Annotated in this window: 17 protein-coding genes; 4 read left to right on the top strand and 13 right to left on the bottom strand. The window is 67.8% G+C overall.

What is annotated here, in order from left to right; translation table 11 throughout:
• Nucleotides 1–55: 55 nt before the first annotated feature.
• Both AC5P76_RS07250 and AC5P76_RS07245 read right to left on the bottom strand, forming a co-directional pair.
• Complete coding sequence (locus AC5P76_RS07250) at nucleotides 56–1,234, bottom strand: glutathionylspermidine synthase family protein (RefSeq protein ID WP_253119145.1); 1,179 nt, start codon at nucleotides 1,232–1,234, stop codon at nucleotides 56–58.
• Between the two features lie 7 nt (nucleotides 1,235–1,241).
• Nucleotides 1,242–1,814 carry a DUF1190 domain-containing protein gene (locus tag AC5P76_RS07245; protein ID WP_053517972.1) on the bottom strand — a complete coding sequence of 191 codons (573 nt, stop codon included), beginning with the start codon at nucleotides 1,812–1,814 and terminating at the stop codon, nucleotides 1,242–1,244.
• 234 nt (nucleotides 1,815–2,048) lie between these two features.
• Here AC5P76_RS07245 and ilvD point away from each other — a divergent pair, with 234 nt between their 5' ends.
• Nucleotides 2,049–3,887, top strand: coding sequence for a dihydroxy-acid dehydratase (gene ilvD / locus AC5P76_RS07240; RefSeq protein WP_253119143.1), 1,839 nt, complete (start codon nucleotides 2,049–2,051; stop codon nucleotides 3,885–3,887).
• 107 nt (nucleotides 3,888–3,994) lie between these two features.
• Here ilvD and dinG read toward each other — a convergent pair whose 3' ends face one another.
• The 3 genes from dinG to aroE form a co-directional block, all read right to left on the bottom strand.
• On the bottom strand, nucleotides 3,995–6,097 hold the full coding sequence (gene dinG / locus AC5P76_RS07235; protein ID WP_253119141.1) for an ATP-dependent DNA helicase DinG: 2,103 nt from the start codon (nucleotides 6,095–6,097) through the stop codon (nucleotides 3,995–3,997).
• Nucleotides 6,098–6,312: 215 nt separating this feature from the next.
• Nucleotides 6,313–6,669 (bottom strand): hypothetical protein, encoded by a 357-nt coding sequence (locus AC5P76_RS07230; protein ID WP_053517969.1) that lies wholly within the window; start codon nucleotides 6,667–6,669, stop codon nucleotides 6,313–6,315.
• A 3-nt stretch (nucleotides 6,670–6,672) separates the two neighbouring features.
• Nucleotides 6,673–7,518: a shikimate dehydrogenase gene (gene aroE, locus AC5P76_RS07225; protein WP_065174307.1), complete on the bottom strand. Its 846-nt coding sequence runs from the start codon at nucleotides 7,516–7,518 to the stop codon at nucleotides 6,673–6,675.
• 48 nt (nucleotides 7,519–7,566) lie between these two features.
• Here aroE and AC5P76_RS07220 point away from each other — a divergent pair, with 48 nt between their 5' ends.
• The gene (locus tag AC5P76_RS07220; protein ID WP_253119200.1) at nucleotides 7,567–8,430 is read left to right on the top strand and encodes a TolB family protein; all 864 of its coding nucleotides are present in this window, start codon (nucleotides 7,567–7,569) and stop codon (nucleotides 8,428–8,430) included.
• 21 nt (nucleotides 8,431–8,451) lie between these two features.
• On the opposite strand, the gene AC5P76_RS07215 is transcribed toward AC5P76_RS07220, so the two are convergent.
• The 4 genes from AC5P76_RS07215 to AC5P76_RS07200 all read right to left on the bottom strand — a co-directional run bounded on the left by AC5P76_RS07215 (nucleotide 8,452) and on the right by AC5P76_RS07200 (nucleotide 11,051).
• The gene (locus tag AC5P76_RS07215) at nucleotides 8,452–8,721 is read right to left on the bottom strand and encodes a hypothetical protein (protein WP_053517966.1); all 270 of its coding nucleotides are present in this window, start codon (nucleotides 8,719–8,721) and stop codon (nucleotides 8,452–8,454) included.
• A 33-nt stretch (nucleotides 8,722–8,754) separates the two neighbouring features.
• On the bottom strand, nucleotides 8,755–9,744 hold the full coding sequence (hemB, locus tag AC5P76_RS07210; protein WP_053517964.1) for a porphobilinogen synthase: 990 nt from the start codon (nucleotides 9,742–9,744) through the stop codon (nucleotides 8,755–8,757).
• Between the two features lie 19 nt (nucleotides 9,745–9,763).
• Nucleotides 9,764–10,681, bottom strand: a complete 918-nt coding sequence (locus AC5P76_RS07205) for a bestrophin family protein (RefSeq protein WP_253119139.1) — start codon at nucleotides 10,679–10,681, stop codon at nucleotides 9,764–9,766.
• A gap of 121 nt (nucleotides 10,682–10,802) precedes the next feature.
• Nucleotides 10,803–11,051: a hypothetical protein gene (locus AC5P76_RS07200; protein ID WP_006475755.1), complete on the bottom strand. Its 249-nt coding sequence runs from the start codon at nucleotides 11,049–11,051 to the stop codon at nucleotides 10,803–10,805.
• Nucleotides 11,052–11,233: 182 nt separating this feature from the next.
• Between AC5P76_RS07200 and AC5P76_RS07195 the strand changes: the two genes are divergently transcribed.
• Nucleotides 11,234–11,692 (top strand): hypothetical protein, encoded by a 459-nt coding sequence (locus AC5P76_RS07195; protein WP_053517962.1) that lies wholly within the window; start codon nucleotides 11,234–11,236, stop codon nucleotides 11,690–11,692.
• A 92-nt stretch (nucleotides 11,693–11,784) separates the two neighbouring features.
• On the opposite strand, the gene AC5P76_RS07190 is transcribed toward AC5P76_RS07195, so the two are convergent.
• The 4 genes from AC5P76_RS07190 to AC5P76_RS07175 form a co-directional block, all read right to left on the bottom strand.
• A complete protein-coding gene (locus AC5P76_RS07190; RefSeq protein ID WP_253119136.1) occupies nucleotides 11,785–13,587 on the bottom strand; it encodes a DUF885 domain-containing protein in 1,803 nt (600 codons plus the stop codon).
• A gap of 79 nt (nucleotides 13,588–13,666) precedes the next feature.
• On the bottom strand, nucleotides 13,667–14,185 hold the full coding sequence (locus tag AC5P76_RS07185; protein WP_065181454.1) for a cytochrome c oxidase assembly factor Coa1 family protein: 519 nt from the start codon (nucleotides 14,183–14,185) through the stop codon (nucleotides 13,667–13,669).
• A gap of 25 nt (nucleotides 14,186–14,210) precedes the next feature.
• Complete coding sequence (locus tag AC5P76_RS07180; RefSeq protein ID WP_253119135.1) at nucleotides 14,211–16,439, bottom strand: S9 family peptidase; 2,229 nt, start codon at nucleotides 16,437–16,439, stop codon at nucleotides 14,211–14,213.
• Nucleotides 16,440–16,632: 193 nt separating this feature from the next.
• Nucleotides 16,633–17,322 (bottom strand): glutathione binding-like protein, encoded by a 690-nt coding sequence (locus AC5P76_RS07175; RefSeq protein ID WP_065181452.1) that lies wholly within the window; start codon nucleotides 17,320–17,322, stop codon nucleotides 16,633–16,635.
• Between the two features lie 109 nt (nucleotides 17,323–17,431).
• Here AC5P76_RS07175 and AC5P76_RS07170 point away from each other — a divergent pair, with 109 nt between their 5' ends.
• Nucleotides 17,432–18,037 carry a TIGR00645 family protein gene (locus tag AC5P76_RS07170; RefSeq protein ID WP_053519577.1) on the top strand — a complete coding sequence of 202 codons (606 nt, stop codon included), beginning with the start codon at nucleotides 17,432–17,434 and terminating at the stop codon, nucleotides 18,035–18,037.
• Nucleotides 18,038–18,066 lie beyond the last annotated feature (29 nt).

The raw sequence follows: 18,066 nt of genomic DNA, 5'->3' as shown, positions 1-18,066 counted from the left end.
ACGCCGGGCATGGCCCGGCGCTAGCGTCCACTACGTGTGCGGGTGCGCACCGTGCTCAGACGTAGATCCGCGTCGGCGCCTCGTCAACGATCGCGTGCGGTACGAAGCGCGCGCTGTCGCGGGTGATCGCGCTGTCGTCCTCGCGGATGCCGATGCCGCAGGCGTGGTCACCGACCACCCAGCTGCCGATCAGCGGATAACCGCCTTCGAAGCGGGTCAGCGGATGCGCGCGCTGGATGATCGCCGGTCCATCGTAGGGGCCATCGCTGCGCTGGGTGCTGCCATCGGCCAAGTGCATTTCGATGTTGGCGCCCTCGCGCGAGAACAGGGGCTTGCGCACCCAGCCGGTGGCCAGCGCGCTGCCGTCGTCGAAGTGCGCCTCCAGCAGGTTCGGGTGGCCGACATTGCGCTGCCACAGCAATGGCAGGATGCCCTTGTTGCTCAGCACCGCCTTCCATGCCGGTTCCAGCAGCTGCAGGCCCGAGCCGGGCAGCGCGCGGCCAAACTCCTCGGCCATCAGGTCTTCCAGCGGGTACAGCTTGAACAGCGTGCCGATCACCGAATCGTCCAGCGCGGTGAAGCGGCCATCCGCGGACAGGCCGATGTCTTCAATGGCGATGCCCTGCCCGTGCAGGCCTGCCTGCGAAGCACAGTCGCGCAGGTATTCCACCGTGCCCCGGTCCTCTTCCGAACTGCCCACGGCGCTGAAGTACAGCGGTGGCGGCAGGCGGCCGGCGAGCTCGCCGAAACGTTCGACCAGTGCCTCATGGATGGCGTTGAACTGGTCGGCCTGCTGCGGCAGGCGGCCGGCGTTGCGCTGGTCCTCCAGCCACTGCCACTGGAAGAAACTGGCCTCGAACAGCGAGGTCGGCGTGTCGTAGTTCAGCTCGTACAGCTTGGCCGGACCGGTACCGTCATAGGCCAGATCGAGCCGGCCGTACAGATGCGGCTGGCGCTGGCGCCAGCTGTCGGCGATCCAGTCGCGGTAATGCGCGGGAATCGCCAGCTGATCCATCAGCCGCTCGCTGGCCACCACGTCGCCCACAAGGTCGAGCGCCATCTGGTGCAGCTCGGCGCTGGGATCTTCGATGTCCTGTTCGATCTGGCGCAGGGTGAAGGCGTAGTACGCGCTTTCATCCCAGTACGGCTGGCCGTCGATGGTGTGGAAGCGGAAACCGGCTTCCTCCGCGCGCGCCCGCCAGTGGGCGCGCTCGGCGATACGGATACGCTGCATGGGTCGATCAGCCGCCGTAGCTGCCGCTGGTGCTGCGACGCGCGCTGGTGTTGCCGAAGCCACCCCGGCTGGCGGTGACGGCACGGTTCGGCTCGCTGGTGACCGGTGCCAGGCCAGCCTTGCCGGCGCCGATGCCGCTGGCGGTGTTCAGGCCCCCCGTACCGCCCGGGGCCGAACGCGCCCAACCCGCATTCTTGTCCTGGTAGGCCGGTGCCGACGCCGGCGCCTGCGGGGCCAGGCCACCGCGGTTGCTCAGCATCTGGGACATGAAGAAGCCCATCATCATCGGGCCGATGAACGAGGTGCCTGCCGACGTGTGCTGCTGCACGCACTGCTCGGGCTTGTAGTCCTGCTCGCAGGCTTCCTTGGTGGCGTACTTCGGCGCAGCGTCGGCGGCCTGCTTCTGCGCCTCGGCGAACGCGTTGCGGCACGACGACGGATCACCGGTGGCCTCGGTGCAGGCCTCGACCGAAGTGAACAGGCCTTCCTGCACCTTCACCTCCGGCTCCTTCTGGCAGGCGGTGAACAGCAGCGGTGCGGCGCTCATCAGCAGCAGCGCGGTGGTGCGGGAACGTTTCATGGCCTCATGCCTCAAGCAGCGGATCAATACCCCAATGATGCCCGATCCGGGCCAACAACCGGAATCGGCAAAGTCCGAAAGATGAACGGCGTTTCATTTTCGTCAGGCCCGATCCGCCATCGCCGCATCACCCGGCGGCGCCGCGCAGACGAGCGGTGGTTGCAGCAGCAACCGAAAAAATTGGCGATGATCGTCCGACACCCCATGTCGTACGGCCCGCCCGTTCCGCCAGCCATGCCCGAATACCGCTCCCGCACCTCCACCGCCGGCCGCAACATGGCCGGCGCCCGCGCCCTGTGGCGTGCCACCGGCATGAAGGACGGCGATTTCCACAAGCCGATCATCGCCATCGCCAACTCGTTCACCCAGTTCGTACCGGGCCACGTGCACCTGAAGGACCTCGGCCAGCTGGTCGCGCGCGAGATCGAGAAGGTCGGCGGCGTCGCCAAGGAGTTCAACACGATCGCCGTGGACGACGGTATCGCGATGGGCCACGACGGCATGCTGTATTCACTGCCCAGCCGCGAGATCATCGCCGACTCGGTCGAGTACATGGTCAACGCGCACTGCGCCGATGCGCTGGTGTGCATTTCCAACTGCGACAAGATCACCCCTGGCATGCTGATGGCCGCACTGCGCCTGAACATCCCGGTGGTGTTCGTGTCCGGCGGGCCGATGGAAGCGGGCAAGACCCGGCTGTCCGAGCACAAGCTGGATCTGGTCGATGCGATGGTCATCGCCGCCGACGAGAGCGCCAGCGATGAAAAGGTGGCCGAGTTCGAGCGCAGCGCCTGCCCCACCTGCGGCTCCTGTTCGGGCATGTTCACCGCCAACTCGATGAACTGCCTGACCGAAGCGCTGGGCCTGTCGCTGCCCGGCAACGGCTCGACCCTGGCCACCCATGCCGACCGCGAACAGCTGTTCCTGCGCGCGGGCCGCCTGATCGTCGAACTGTGCCACCGCTGGTACGGCGGCGAGGAAGAAAGCGCGCTGCCGCGGGGCATCGCCACGCAGGCCGCGTTCGCCAATGCGATGACCCTGGACATCGCCATGGGCGGATCGACCAATACCATCCTGCACCTGCTGGCCGCCGCGCAGGAAGCCGAAGTGGACTTCGACCTGACCCACATCGATGCGCTGTCACGGCGCGTGCCGCAGCTGTGCAAGGTGGCGCCGAACACGCCCAGGTACCACATGGAAGACGTGCACCGCGCGGGTGGCGTGTACGGCATCCTGGGCGAACTGGCGCGTGGCGGCCTGTTGGATACCACCGTGCCGACCGTGCACAGCCGCACCCTGGCCGATGCTCTCGAGCGCTGGGATGTGGCGGTCAGCAGCGAATCAAGCGTGCACGACTTCTTCCGTGCCGGCCCGGCCGGCATCCCCACCCAGGTGGCTTTCAGCCAGGCCACGCGCTGGCCCACGCTGGACGTGGACCGCGCCGAAGGCTGCATCCGCAGCGTCGCGCATGCCTACTCGGCAGAAGGCGGACTGGCCGTACTGCGCGGCAATCTGGCCGAAGACGGTTGCGTGGTGAAGACCGCAGGCGTAGATGAATCCATCCACGTGTTCGAAGGCAGCGCGCGCGTGTTCGAGAGCCAGGACGCGGCCGTGGCCGGCATCCTCGCCGACGAAGTGAAGGCGGGCGACGTGGTGGTCATCCGCTACGAAGGCCCGAAAGGCGGCCCCGGCATGCAGGAAATGCTCTACCCCACCAGCTACCTGAAATCGAAGGGACTGGGCAAGCAGTGTGCACTGCTGACCGACGGGCGCTTCTCGGGCGGTACGTCCGGGTTGTCGATCGGGCATGCCTCGCCGGAAGCGGCGGCGGGCGGTGCGATCGGGCTGGTACGCGACGGCGACCGTATCCGCATTGATATTCCGGCGCGGCGGATTGATCTGCTGGTGGATGCGGCGATGTTGGATGCGCGCCGTGCCGAGCAGGATGCGTTGGGATGGAAGCCGCGTGAGGCGCGCCCGCGCAAGGTCACCAGCGCGTTGAAGGCCTACGCCCTGCTGGCCACCAGCGCCGACAAGGGCGCCGTACGCAACACCGCGCTGCTGGGCGATTAGGCGCCGCCGGACCGTGCGCGGCGGCATTCCCACCTGATCGGTCATTGCACCTGACACAAGCCGCGCTTCGCGCTCGCCGGGCATGGCCCGGCGCTACCTTCCGATCGTCAGCCGATCACGCGCTTGAACGGCGGCAGCGCGTCGATGATGCGCTTGCCGTAACGGCGGGTCAGCAGCCGCGAATCGAGGATGACCACGCGCCCGGTATCGGTGGAGGTGCGGATCAGGCGGCCGGCGAACTGGGTCAGCGTGCGCAGCGCGTGTGGAATGGCGATCAGGTTGAACGCGTTGAGTCCACGCGCCTCGAACCACTCGCTCAGGGTAGCGGTCTGCGGATCGGTCGGCACCGCGAACGGTACCTGAGTGATCACCACCGTGGTGCAGGCTTCACCGGGCAGGTCGAGGCCCTCGCCGAACGAGTTCAGCCCGAACAGCACCGAGCCCTCGCCCGCCGCCACGCGCCGCAGGTGTTCGTCGATCAGCCGGGTCTTGGACATCTCGCCCTGTACCAGCACCTGCTTGCGGCGCGAGGCAGGCATCAGTCCGGCGACCTTCTCCATCTTCCAGCGCGAGGTGAACAGCACCATCGAGCCCTTGGCCCAGTCCAGCTCCGTGTCGAGGTAGCGCGCCACCTCGCGGGGATGGCCTTCGCGGTCGTCGGGCGTGACCGGGAACTTCGGCACGATCAGCTCGGCCTGGTTCGGCAGGTCGAACGGCGAGGACAGCGAAACCATCTCGGCTTCCTCGGGAATGCCATTGTCGATCGCCAGGGACTGGAAATCGCCACCGCCGGTCAGCGTCGCCGAGGTCATCACCACCGAATCCACCTCGTCCCACAGCAGCTTGCGCAGCACATGCGCGGCCGAGACCGGTGAGCCATGCAGGACCAGATCGCCGTCGCGGGTGGCGGTGACCCAGCGCGCCATCGGCGGCGCACCGTCCTTGTCCTCACGGCGCCAGGCCTGCCAGAGGCTGTACTGCTGCTCGATCATCTCCAGCGCCATGCCGAGGTTGCGCTGCAGGCGTTCACGCGCCGGGTCGTCCGGCTTGCCCTTGGCCACCTGCGCGGTGGCGGCATGCGCCCAGTTGTAGAGGCTGCGGGTATCGTCGGCCAGCGCTTCGATCGGCTCGCGCCACGCTTCCGGCAAGCGACCGTTGGCCGCGCGCCACATCGGTTCCTCGTCGGCCGGCGCTGGCATCCACACCGCTTCGACATGGTCGCGGAATGCGCGCAGCTGCTTGGCCACGTTGCTGGCGACGTCGATGGCTTCGTTCGGCAGCAGGTTGCCGAGGCGGTCCTTGTCGACCGCACGATACGCGCCGGCAATCAGGATCTGCAGGCGGCCGGTGCGTTTGGCCATCTCGTCCAGCGCCAGGCTGGCCGCGCCCTGGTCGATGGCGACGTTGCCGATGTGATGGCCCTCGTCCAGCACCAGCAGCATCTCCGAGGGCGCGGCGATCAACGGCTGGCCATTGTCACTGTCGCCGATCGACAGCGCCGACAGCAGCAGCGCGTGATTGGTCACCACGATCTGCGCATCACGCACGGTGTTGCGCGAGCGCAGCACCGCGCACTGCGCCGAATACGCACAGCGCCGCCCGGCACAACCCGACGCCGGCGTGGTGATGCGGCCACGCAGGCCCGGGCTTATGGTCTCCGGCGCATTGTCGATGTCACCGTCCCACTGACCGCTGGTGAAGGCGTCGGTCAGGCGCTTGGCGATGTCCATTTCGATCGGCGCCAGCGGCCGGTCGAACAGGGGCGCGTCATCCTCGAACATGCCGCCCTGCGAGCCCTCGCCCTGGGCCTCGGCGGCATTGCGCGTGCACAGGTAGCGGGTGCGGCCCTTGGCCAGGGCCACGGTCGCTTCCAGTCCGGTGGCCTTGAGGAAGTTCGGGATGTCGCGCTCGACCAGCTGCGACTGCAGCGCCACGGTACCGGTGCTGATCACCAGCTTCTTCTTGCTGGCCAGCGCGATCGGCACGCCGGCAGTCAGGTAGCCCAGGCTCTTGCCGACGCCGGTGGGTGCCTCGACCACGCCCACGCCACCGCTTTTCGACAACGCGCGCGACACCACGCCGATCATCTGGCTCTGCGAGCGGCGCGTGGAAAAGCCGGGAGTGTTGGCCTGCAGCGTCGTATAGGCCTTGCGGATCGCGTCCTTCAAGGGCTCATCGAGCGTGCGCGGAGCGGCGACGGTTTCGGTCACGCCGGGAACTACCGTGGCTGGATCAGGCCGGTCATTGTCGCATGGCCGGCGGCCGGGACCGAGGCGCGTGCGCTGAACAGGGTCAGCGGCGTCGGGCCTTGGCGGTCATGGGCTGGATGGCCGTACAGCGCCGGGGCAGATGCGGCGCTTCCGCCGGGCATGGCCCGGCGCTACCCGCCCATCGACGGTCGCGCCGGGCCATGCCCGGCACGACCTTACCGGCCTGCCACAGGCGGCCGCTGGCGCAGCAGGCGCACCAGCGCCCAGACCAGCAGCACCATGCCGATCGCTTCCACCATCGCCAGAGCGAAATGCAGCACGCCCAGGATGGCGCTCATGCTCGAAACCGCGCTGAAGTCACCGCTGCTGACCATCCACATCGGCAGGATGCCCGCTGCCATGCTGCCGAGGCTGGCCAGCAGCAACAGCAGCAGCCCGGCCAGCGCGCCGCTGCGGGTGGCATCGCGCGGCGCGCCCACCACCCACACCAGGCCCACGCACAGCGCGATCAGCACCGGCAGGCGCACGCCCACCATGCTCAGCACCGTCACCAGCAGGGTCATGTTGTCCATCGCTCAGTCCTCGCCGGCCAGCGCCAGGGCGCCCTGCCGCAGCTGCTGGTAGACCTCGTCGGTCTGCGGACGCACACCATGCCACTGCAGGAAGCTCTCGGCGGCCTGCTCGACCAGCATGCCCAGGCCATCGACGGTATTGCGGCACTGCGCCGCACGCGCCCAGGCCAGGAACGCGATGGCCGCCTCGCCGTAGTTCAGGTCGACTGCGGTGGTCATCGAATTGACCAGCGACAGCGGCAGCTTGAACTCGACGTCGCGGTCACGGCCGGCAGAGGTGGCGTTGACGATCAGCTCGAAGTCACCCAGCTCGCGCAGGTCTTCCCAGTAGCGGCTGATGGCGCGGCCCGGCTCACCCATCGCATCGATCAGTTCATCGGCGCGTTCCGGCGTACGGTTGACCACCACCAGCTCGGTGATGCCGGCATCGAGCAGCGCCGGGGCGACGCTGCGGGCCGAGCCGCCGGCACCGATCATCAGCACCCGGCGGCCGCGCAGGTCCAGGCCATGGCGGTCGGTCAGGTCGCGCACCAGGCCGATGCCGTCGGTGGTGTCACCATGCCAGCGCTCGCCCTTGCGCAGCAGCGTGTTGACCGAACCAGCGCGGCGCGCACGGGCCGTCAGCGTAGTGCAGACCGCAAACGCGGCTTCCTTGTGCGGCAGGGTGACGTTGGCACCGACACCACCTTCGGCGGCGAATGCTTCCAGGCCGGCGAGGAAGGCGTCGGGGGCAAGGTCGATCGTGCGGTAGTCGATGGCGATGCCTTCCTGGCGACCGAACGTCGCGTGGATCTGCGGCGACTTCGAGTGGGCGACGGGGTGTCCGAAGACGGCGTAACGGTCGGTCATGGATTCCTCAAGCTGGCTAGACTGATGCTCTTTCGTGCACGGACCCGGATGATGCGCATCACCCCGACCCTGCTGGTGCTTGCCGCCAGTCTACTCTCTGCCCCCGTGGCGATGGCGTTGAACGAGTACGGCATCGAAGGCATGGGCGTGGTCTCGACCCGTGCCGACGAGGCTCGCGGCACGATCAGTGCCGACGGCCAGCGCATCGTTTTCGCCCGCCGCGGCGAGGGCGGCTGGGGCCTGTGGCAGGCCCGCCTGATCGATGGCCGCTGGCAGCAGGCACAGGCGCTGGCGGTCGATGTCAGCGGTGAGGCCCGGGATCCCTACTTCAGCCGCGATGGCCGCTGGCTGCTGTTCGCGGCGGGCACCGAAGGCCAGCTGGCGCTGTACCGTGCCGCCGTGACCGGCGATGGCCAGCTTGGCAACGCACAGGCCCTGCGCGGCGAGCGTGGGCGGTACGAAGAGCGCGGTCCAGCGCTGAGCATGGATGGCCGGCGGCTGTTGTTCGCGCGCCAGCAGGGCCGTGACGCCGGTTGGGATCTGTTCGTGGCCACCCTGGATGCCGAGGGCGCGCGGGGCCCGGCCACCGCGTTGGCGGCATTGAACAGCGCCGATGACGAGACCGACGCTGACTGGCTGGGCAACGATGGCGCCGTGGTGTTCAGTCGTGGCAGCGGCACGAGCGCGCAGGTATGGAGCAGCGGGTGCGCCTGGAGCGGCGTGGCGCTGCAGCCGCTGGGGCTGTCCTTCAACCAGGCAGGCGGCTGGACCGGTGCGCCGGTGATCGACAACGCCAAGCCGGGGGAAATGCTGGTCGCCAGCAGTGCGGCGAAGGCGCCGCGTGCCGGGGGCGTGGATCTCTACCGGTTGGCGGTACCGAAAGTGCCTGCCGTGGCCGGCTGCATGCGGTAGATCCCGGCCCGGGCACCGCAATCAGCGCGACAGCACCTTGGCGCGCTGCTGTTCGTAGTCCGCCTCGCTCAGCTGGCCCCTGTCCTTGCGCTGGTTGAGCGCGGCCAGCTCGGCCTGCACGCTGTCCGGCAGGGACTGTTCACGGGCGATCCGACGGGCGGCGGAGAGCTGCTCGGGAGGGCGTTTGCTCGCCCGCCAGGCTGCGATGAACACGCCGACGATGACGGCACCGAACACCAGCGTGCCGACGCCCCAGATCAGCCATTGCATCCATCCCAGTTCGGGTCCCATCAGCCGTTCCTCCCTCCATCGATGGCGCTATTGTCAGCGCTCGCGCAGCCAGCGCGCCACCTGTGGCGCGAAATAGGTCAGCACGCCATCGGCGCCGGCGCGCTTGAAACCAAGCAGCGACTCCATCACGCAGGCGCGCTCGTCCAGCCAGCCATTGGCGAACGCCGCTTTCATCATCGCGTACTCGCCACTGACCTGGTAGGCGAAGGTGGGCACGCCGAACTGTTCCTTCACGCGACGCACCAGATCCAGATACGGCATGCCCGGCTTGACCATCACCATGTCGGCGCCCTCTTCCAGATCCAGCGCGATCTCGCGCATCGCCTCGTCGCCGTTGGCCGGGTCCATCTGGTAGGTCTTCTTGTCCGCCTTGCCGAGGCTGGCCGCGCTGCCCACCGCGTCGCGGAACGGGCCGTAGAAGGCCGAGGCGTACTTGGCCGAGTAGGCCATGATGCGCACATTGAGGTGATGGTCGGCATCGAGCGCACGGCGGATCGCGCCGATGCGGCCATCCATCATGTCCGACGGCGAGACGATGTCCGCGCCGGCTTCGGCATGCGACAACGACTGCTTGACCAGCGCTTCGACCGTGATGTCGTTGAGCACGTAGCCCTTGTCATCGATGATGCCGTCCTGGCCGTGGGTGGTGTAGGGGTCCAGCGCCACATCGGTCATCACGCCCAGCTCCGGGAAGCGCGACTTCAGGGCGCGGATCGCACGCTGCGCCAGCCCGTCTTCCGCCCATGCCGCCGAGGCATCCAGCGACTTCTGCGAGGCGTCGATCACCGGGAACAGATCGATCACCGGGATGCCCAGCTCCAGCGCCTCTTCGGCCACTTTCAGCAGTTCCTCGATGGACAACCGCTCCACACCGGGCATCGACGGCACAGCGGTGCGGCCAGCCGGTTCGTGCACGAACACCGGATAGATCAGATCGTCGGTGGTCAGCGTGTTCTCGCGCATGAGGCGGCGTGAGAACTCGTCATGGCGCATGCGCCGCGGGCGGTAGTGGGGATGAGGCATGGCAGGCTCCGAGGAGTGGCTAGTGCAACAGGTAGCCCTGCGGCAGCAGGGGTTCGGGCAGGGGGCGTTCACCGAGCGCGTCGAGCTGGTCGATCTCGATCGTGCGCACCAGTGCGTCCAGCGGCAGATCGTTCGGCTCCAGGCCGAACGGGTCTTCCATTTCTTCGCCAAGCTGGTCCAGGCCGAAGAAGGCGTAGGCCAGCACCGCCGACAGCACCGGCGTGCCCCAGCCCAGCGAACTGGCCAGGCCGAACGGCAGCAGCACACAGAACATCCACGCGCAGCGGTGCAGCAGCAGGGTGTAGGCGAACGGCAGCGGCGTGGTCAGGATGCGCTCGCAGCCTGCCTGGATCGAGGACATCGCATGCAGGCGGTCTTCCAGCTGGGCGTACAGGATCGGATCGAGATCGCCGCTGCGCAGCGCCTGCGCCAGTTCGGCGGCGATCATCGCCAGCAATGCATCGGGTACGTTCCCGCGCTCGGCCAGCTGCGCACGCTGGCGCTTGTCCAGCCACGGCAGGGCCGCCAGCGCCACGATGCGGCCGCGCAGGCGGGCGGCCAGCGCATGGGCGAAGGCGGTGGCCAGATAGGCGATGCGACGGCGGCGGCCTGCGTCATCCACCAGCAGCAGGTTCACCTGCCGGGCCAGTGAGCGCGATTCGAACACCAGCTGCCCCCACAGCTTGCGGCCTTCCCACCAGCGCTCGTAGCAGGCGCTGTTGCGGAAGCTCAGGAAGATCGACAGGACCAGGCCCAGCAGGGTGAACGGCGTGACCGAGACGCGCTCGATGCCGATCGGCGGCGCCAGTTCCACCACCGCGGCGACGGCGATGGACAGGATCAGGATGGCCAGCACCTTCGGTGCGATCGCCGGAACGATCGATCCGCGCAGGATGTACAGCAGTTGCCAGCCGTGGGGACGAGGTCGGATGATCATGGGGCAGCCGCGCCGGGCGCGGATTCACAGGCACGCGCAGGCTCGCGCAGCCGTTCATTGTACGCCCCTGCCCGGCTGCGGGCCGCAGCCCTGCGACGCCCGGTCGCACCCGGCCGCAGGTTCAGATCACGCCACCGCCCAGGCCCAGGCGCAGGATGCCCACCACCACCACGATGCCGTTCAGGACCAGGCCGGCCCAGGCCCGGCCGCGCTTGCTCGGGTGGGTGAACAGGATGCCCAGCGCAGCGATCACCGCGCCGACCGCAGCGAACGGAATGAGGAACCAGTTGCCCCAGCCCAGCAGCGGTATCAGCGCCAGGATCATCCACAGCAGCGCCAATACACCCCACAACAGACTGATCACACCCATCGCCGCTCTCCCGCAGTTGGTTCCCGGCCCCAACCATAGACGTTCCGGCCGCCGTCGCCTACTCCCGTTGGCGGGCCGCTCACCTCGGCCGTGCTAGCGTCTGGATGCCCAGCGCACAGGGCGTTGGCGCCGATTCAGAGTGGCCCACCGATGATCCCATCCAGTCCTGCAGGGGTATTGCCATGAACATCCGTTGGGCCGCACTGGCGGCCATGCTGCTGGCCGCCGCCGGTTGTGCCAGCACCTCCAAGGTCATGCTGGGCCGCGCGCGGGCGCCGATCGACCCGGCGCAGGTGCAGATCTATTCAACGCCGCCGGCCGGCTCGCAGGAGATCGCCCAGCTGGAATCCGCCTCGGCGGTGGGCTTCGGCACCCAGGGCCAGACCGACGCCGCCGTGGCGCGGTTGAAGCGCGAAGCGGCAGCACTGGGCGCCAACGGCGTGGTGCTGATGGGCGTGGGCAGCAGCGGCTCGCCGGTGGGCATGTCCGTGGGCGCCGGCAGCTATGGTTCGCATGTGGGCGGCGGTCTCGGCATTGGTATTCCGACCACGCAGAAGCGCGCCGCAGGCGTGGCGATCTGGGTGCCGAACCCGGCGCCGCCGGCACGGTTGCCGACCCAGGTGATCACGCCACAGCGGTGACGCAGCAGCGTCACCGCGGGTAGCGCCGGGCCGTGCCCGGCGGCATTTCGCTCTTCCCCGCTGCGCTCGCCGGGCATGGCCCGGCGCTACCGTTACTTCTTCCGGTACTTCGGCACGAACACCTGGTTCACTGCGTCGGCCAGCTGATCCGGCGGCAGCAGGCCCTGGTCGAGCAGGAAGTTGTTGAACGCCAGGCGGTCGAACTTCGCGCCCAGTGCCAGTTCGGTCTGCATGCGCAGCTCCAGGATGCGGGTGTAGCCATAGAAGTAGCTGCCCGCCTGGCCAGGCATGCGCACGGTGTAGCGGTCCAGCTCCTGGGTGGCCATGGCCTTGGACAGGCCGACCTGTTCGATCAGCACCCGTTCGCCGTTTGCACGGTCGGTCAGGCCGAGGTTGAGCATCGGATCAAGCATCGCGCGCGCGGCGCGCAGCAGGCGGAACTGCAGGGCGATCATCTGCCCGTCCAGAGGCTCGTACGGCACCATCTCCGCTTCGGCGTACAGCGCCCAGCCTTCCACGTTCACCGAATTGAACGCGAACATGGTGCGCGCGAGCGAGACGCCCCGCTCGACCATCGCGGTGAACTGCAGCTCATGGCCGGGACGGCCCTCATGTGCGCTTAGGGTCCACGCGGCCGCACCAAAGTTGAAGTCGTCGTACTGGGCGCCGGCACCGGCCGCCGGGTTGCCCAATGGCAGCACGAAGGTGCCCTGCTGTCCGGTGTTGTTCACCAGCGGTGCCGGCAGGAAATGCGGTGCCGGGCTGGCGGCGCTCTCGGCAGCCGAACCCAGGCGCATCTGCATGGCGCGCTTGGGCACGTCGACAATGCCGTGCTCGCGGATCAGTGGATCGATGGCGTCGATCACCTTGCGATAGTGGCCTTCGAGCTGGTCGTCGGCGATCTTGTCGGCCTTCAGTGCGCGGATCACGGCGACCGGATCGGTGGGATCGGCGACCTTCAGGCCCTTCTCCTTCACCACCAGCGGCGCCAGCTGCTGCATCGCCGAGCGGGTTTCCATGAACTCCAGCTGGGCACGCTGCATCAGCAGCTTCGGGTCGATGTCGATGCCAACCTGCTTGAGCTGGTATGCGTAGAGCGGCGCCGGCAGGCGCGTGTCGGTACGCGCCTTCGGCAGCACCTCCTTGCGCGTCCAGGCCGCGTACTCCTTCATCTGCCCCGCCAGGGCCCTCATCGCTTCATCGGCGCCGCTGATCTGGTACTTCTTCAGCAGCGACTCGATGCCGCTGATGTAGGTCTCGACATTGTCCAGCGACTGCTGCACTTCGATCTTCGTCGGCTGCAGCAGCGCGCTGTCCTTCAGGCGTTCTTCGTAGCGCTGGCGCGCCAGCGTGGTGAAGGCGGTGCCGCCCGGCGTCAGCCCGGCGTACGCCTTGAGGCGATCAAGCGCCTTGGCCCGGCGCTCGGCCGGCACCTGGTCGGACAGCAGAAGATTGAGGCCGCTGAACACCGTCTGCGGCGCATCGGTCCACGGCAGCAGGTACTTGTCGTTGAGCTCGCTGCCCTCGATGTTCTGGTTGGCGGCGTGGATCATGATCTGCAGGTCCTGGCGGACGTTGGGATCCTTCTCCGTGGCCAGCCTGGCCTGCAGCTCGTCGCGCGCCTTGGCGGTCGCGGCACGGAAGCGCGCGCCGTTGTCCGGGCCGAGGTCGGCCACCTTGTCGTCATAGCCCGGCACGCCGAAGAAGCCGGTCTGCTCGGGCTGGAACGGTCCCTGCGCGTCGAGCAGGATCTGCGCCAGCGCATTGCTGCGCGCGACCCAGGCGGGGCTGGCAGGCGTGGTGGCCTTGGCGGCCGGTGCGGCCAGGGCCGGGGGGGCGGACAGCAGCGGTGCAGCGGTCAGGGCCAGGGCGACGGCCAGCGCGATCGGCTTCATGAAGCACTCCAAGACAGGGTTGCCCGCACCCTACGCGCTCATGGCGATGGCGACAATCGGTGGGAAGTCATGGCGCCGGTCAGAACGCGGCCGTCATCGGGCAGCCACCGCGCTCGCGGCAGGCCTGCAGTTCGCACTCCTGCGCAGCCTCCTCATCGTCCAGCGCGGTCAGATCGAAGGTCTGTTTGTCCGCACCCAGCACATACATCACCGGGTAGTCCCAGACATCGTCGCGGCGGATGCCCTGCACGAACAGGCGACCTTGCGCATGGGCCCCTTCCAGCGACACGGTCAGGCCCACATCGCGCTCACCGGTGATCGCGGTCTGCATGCTGCCCAATGGCAGCGAGCCGGCGCGCAGCGGTTCGCCGAAGGCCTCCACCAGCTCGATGCTGCATCCGGCGCGCCGCATCGCCTCACGCATCGGCGGACTCTCGCGTGCGGCTTCGCCCCAGCGCATCACACTCCATGCCGCGGAACCGCCCAGTACGCCCAGGAACACCACCACGGTCAGTGGCATCGCCCATCGCCAGTGACGGCGCCACCAGCCGGGGGGATGGGCGGGATGGCCAGGAACAGGGGGTGGCAGGTGGTTCATCGGCGGGCTCCTTCCCGGTTGTCACTCAGGGTTTCAGGCAACGTCCCAGGAACGCTTCCGCCACACGGTAGCGGTGCAGCGCATCGGCACCGGACAGGCCATGCTTGGCGCCCGGGTAGGTCATCAGTTCGAAAGGCTGGCCACGCTTCTGCAGCGCACTCATCAGGCTGGTCGAATTGGTGAACAGCACGTTGTCATCGGCCATGCCGTGGATCAGCAGCAGGGGTGAGCGCAGTCCGTCGATGTGGGTCAGCACGCGCGCTTGGCGATAACCGGCCTCGTTGCGTGCCGGCAGATCCATGTAGCGTTCGGTGTAATGGCTGTCGTACAGCCCCCAGTCGGTGACCGGTGCACCGGCCACGCCGCAGGCATAGCTGTCGGACGCCTTGGCCAGCAGCATCAGGGTCATGTAACCGCCGTTGGACCAGCCCTGCACGCCGATGCGCGCGGGGTCGACCCAGGGTTGCTGCTTCAGCCATGCCACGCCGCGCAGCTGGTCGGTCACCTCCACCGTGCCCTGCCTGCCATAGAGCGCGCCGCCGAACTCACGGCCACGCCGTGGGGTGCCACGGTTGTCGAGCGAGAACACCACGTAGCCCTGCTGCGCCAGGTACTGGTTGAACAGATGATCGCCACGTCCGGGCCAGCTGTCGGTGACGGTCTGGCTGGCCGGGCCGCCATAGACGTACACCGCCACCGGATAGCGCTTGGAGGGATCGAAGCCGGCAGGCTTGATCAGGCTGTAGTTGAGCGGCGTCCGGCCATCGGCAGCGGTCAGGGTGCCGAATTCGACCGGTCGCTGCGCATCGCGATAGCGCGCGTAGGGATGCTTGGGATCGGCCAGATCATTGTCCACCAGCGTCGCGATCTTCTCACCGTTGGCGCGGTACAGCTCGATCTGCGGCGGTGTGGTGCTGTTGGACCAGCTGTCGACATAGACACTGGCGTTGCGCGCGAAGCTGGCGCTGTGCATGCCCGGCGCCTTGGACAGCCGCTGTGGCGCCTGTCCGCCCTGCAGCGGGACGGAGTAGATCTGGCTCTCGCGCGACGTCTCGATGCCGGCGCGGAAATAGGCCTTGCCGGCCGCTTCATCCACAGCCAGGAGTTCATCCACGGGCCAGTCACCGTGGGTCAGCGCGGTGGCCTTGCCCGTGCTGTCGATGCGGTACAGATGCTGGAAGCCGGTACGCTCGGACGACCACAGCATGCTGCCGTCCTGCAGGAAGCGCAGGCTGTTGTGCAGTGGCACCCAGGTGGGGCTGGTTTCATGGGCAAGCACGCGCTGACGGTTTGAGTCCAATGCCACTTCCACCAGATCCAGCTGCCTCTGGTCACGCGACTGGCGCTGGAACGTCAGGTGCTGGGCATCACGCCAATCCACGCGCGCCAGGTAGATGTCCTGTTCCTTGCCCAGGTCGATCCAGCGCGGCTGTGCCGCGGCGGCCGGCGCGATCACGCCCAGCTGCACGCGCACATTGGCATCGCCGGCGGCCGGGTAACGCTGTTCGATGACATCGGTGCGGTCTGCATAGACCTCGTAGCGCTTCTGTACCGGTACCGGTGCTTCGTCGATGCGGGCGAAGGCTATGGCCGAATCATCCGGCGCCCACCAGTAGCCGGTGTGGCGGTCCATTTCCTCGTCGGCCACGAACTCGGCCACACCGTTGCCGATGGTGGCGCTGCCATCGCCGGTCAGCTGCAGCTGGCTGCCATTGGCCAGATCGATCACCCACAGGTTGCGGCCGCGGATGAAGCTGACGAAGCCGCCTTTCGGCGACAGCTTGGCGTCGGTGGCAAAGCCTTCGCCGTGGGTCAGCTGGCGTACTGCTGCCGGACCCTGCTGCTTCAGGTCGTACAGGTAGAGCTCGCCGCCGAGCGGGAACAACAGGCGCTGTGCGTCCGGCGACCACTGGTAATCGACGATGCCGGTCATCGCCGCGATGCGCTGGCGCTCGCGGCGGGCCTTCTCCTCGTCGCTGAGGGTCTCGGTGCCCGGCAGCACCACCTTGGAGTCGACCAGCAGGCGGGTCTGGCCGCTGGCGATGTCGTAGGTCCACAGATCCAGCTGGTTGCGGTCGCTGTCCTTGCCGCGCAGGAAGCTGACCTGCGAACCGTCCGGAGCGACCTTGGGCTTCATCAGGGTCGGCCCGGACAGCGGCAATGGACCGGTGATGGCTTCCAGCGTCAGTTTTTCAGCGTGGGCGGCAGTACTGGTGGCGAGCATGAGGGCAAGCGAAGCGAACAGGTGGCGCATGGAGGATCCCGGCAAACGGCAGGTCCGCCACCGCAGCATGTGCGGTGGCGATCAGCCCCCATCCTAACCAAGCCCGTGCGGGAAGGCAGCATGACCTTCTGCCCATGGCAGGGACCGGGCACGGCACATCGGCCGTTGACGGGCAGGTAGCGCCGGGCCATGCCCGGCGAGCGCAGCGGCCTGCGCAGGACCCTCAGCGCTGGCCGAACAGATGCTTGCGCTCATCATCGCTGAGCGGCTTGCCGGCGTTCGGATTGACCTGCTGGCGCAGCGCATACGCCCGCTGGGTGGCCGGGCGCGCGGCGATGGCCTGATGCCAGCGCTTGAGGTTCGGGAAGGCATCGAAATCTGCCGGCAGCGCGTCGTAGGCACCGACCCACGGATAGCTGGCCATGTCGGCGATGGTGTACTCCTCGCCGGCCAGGAAGGCATGCCCGGCCAGCCGCTTGTCCATCACCCCATGCAGGCGCCGCACCTCGCTGTCGTAGCGCTCGATGGCGTAAGGAATCTTCTGCGGTGCGTAGACATTGAAATGCCCCATCTGGCCGCTCATCGGGCCCAGCCCGGCCATCTGCCAGAACAGCCATTCCAGCGTGGCGATGCGGCCACGCGCATCGCTGGGCAGGAAGCGACCGGTCTTCTCGGCCAGGTACAGCAGGATCGCACCGGATTCGAACACGCTCTGCGGCGCGCCGCCGTCAGCCGGCGCATGATCGACGATGGCCGGCATCTTGTTGTTGGGCGAGATCGCCAGGAAGTCCGGCTTGAACTGGTCGCCCGATCCGATGTTGACCGGGTGGATGCGGTACTCCAGCCCGCTTTCCTCCAGCATCAGGGTGACTTTATGGCCGTTCGGGGTAGGCCAGTAATACAGATCGATCATGGCAGCGGCTCGGGTGCGGTAAGGAACCTGAAGTCTAGTGCGGGAGTTGGCTTGGCACCGTCATGGCGGGCCGGTAACCTCGCTCCTCCCCCGCAACGCACTGTCCTGCATGTCCCCCCAACGCCCCCTCTCCCCGCTGTCCTCGCTGATCTTCGCCTCGCGCTGGCTGCAGCTGCCGTTGTACCTGGGCCTGATCGTCGCCCAGGGTGTCTACGTGTTCCTGTTCGGCAAGGAACTGTGGCACCTGATCTCCCACTCGGCCTCGATGGGCGAGCAGCAGATCATGCTGATCGTGCTGGGCCTGATCGACGTGGTGATGATTTCCAACCTGCTGGTGATGGTGATCGTCGGCGGTTATGAAACCTTCGTCTCGCGCCTGCGGCTGGAAGGCCATCCCGACCAGCCGGAATGGTTGAGCCACGTCAATGCCAGCGTCCTGAAGGTGAAGCTGGCGATGGCGATCATCGGCATTTCCTCGATCCACCTGCTCAAGACCTTCATCGCCAGCGGTTCGCTGGGCGGCCTGCCGCTGTGCGCGCCGGAACTGATGAACGTCGCCGCTGCCAACATCGGTGCCGCCAGGTGCTCGACCTTCACCGAGCAGGGCGTGCTCTGGCAGACCATCATCCACTGCGTGTTCATCCTCTCGGCGATCGGCATCGCCTGGACCGACAAGCTGATGTCCAACAGCCACGATAAGGCACAGGCGCATTGAGGCGCTGGCCGGTGGTGGCGCGGACGCCA

The sequence above is a fragment of the Stenotrophomonas sp. YJH_SMC_36 genome (assembly GCF_059369935.1).
Note: the sequence above shows the minus strand (reverse complement) of the source record. Positions and strands in the feature narration are given on the sequence as shown.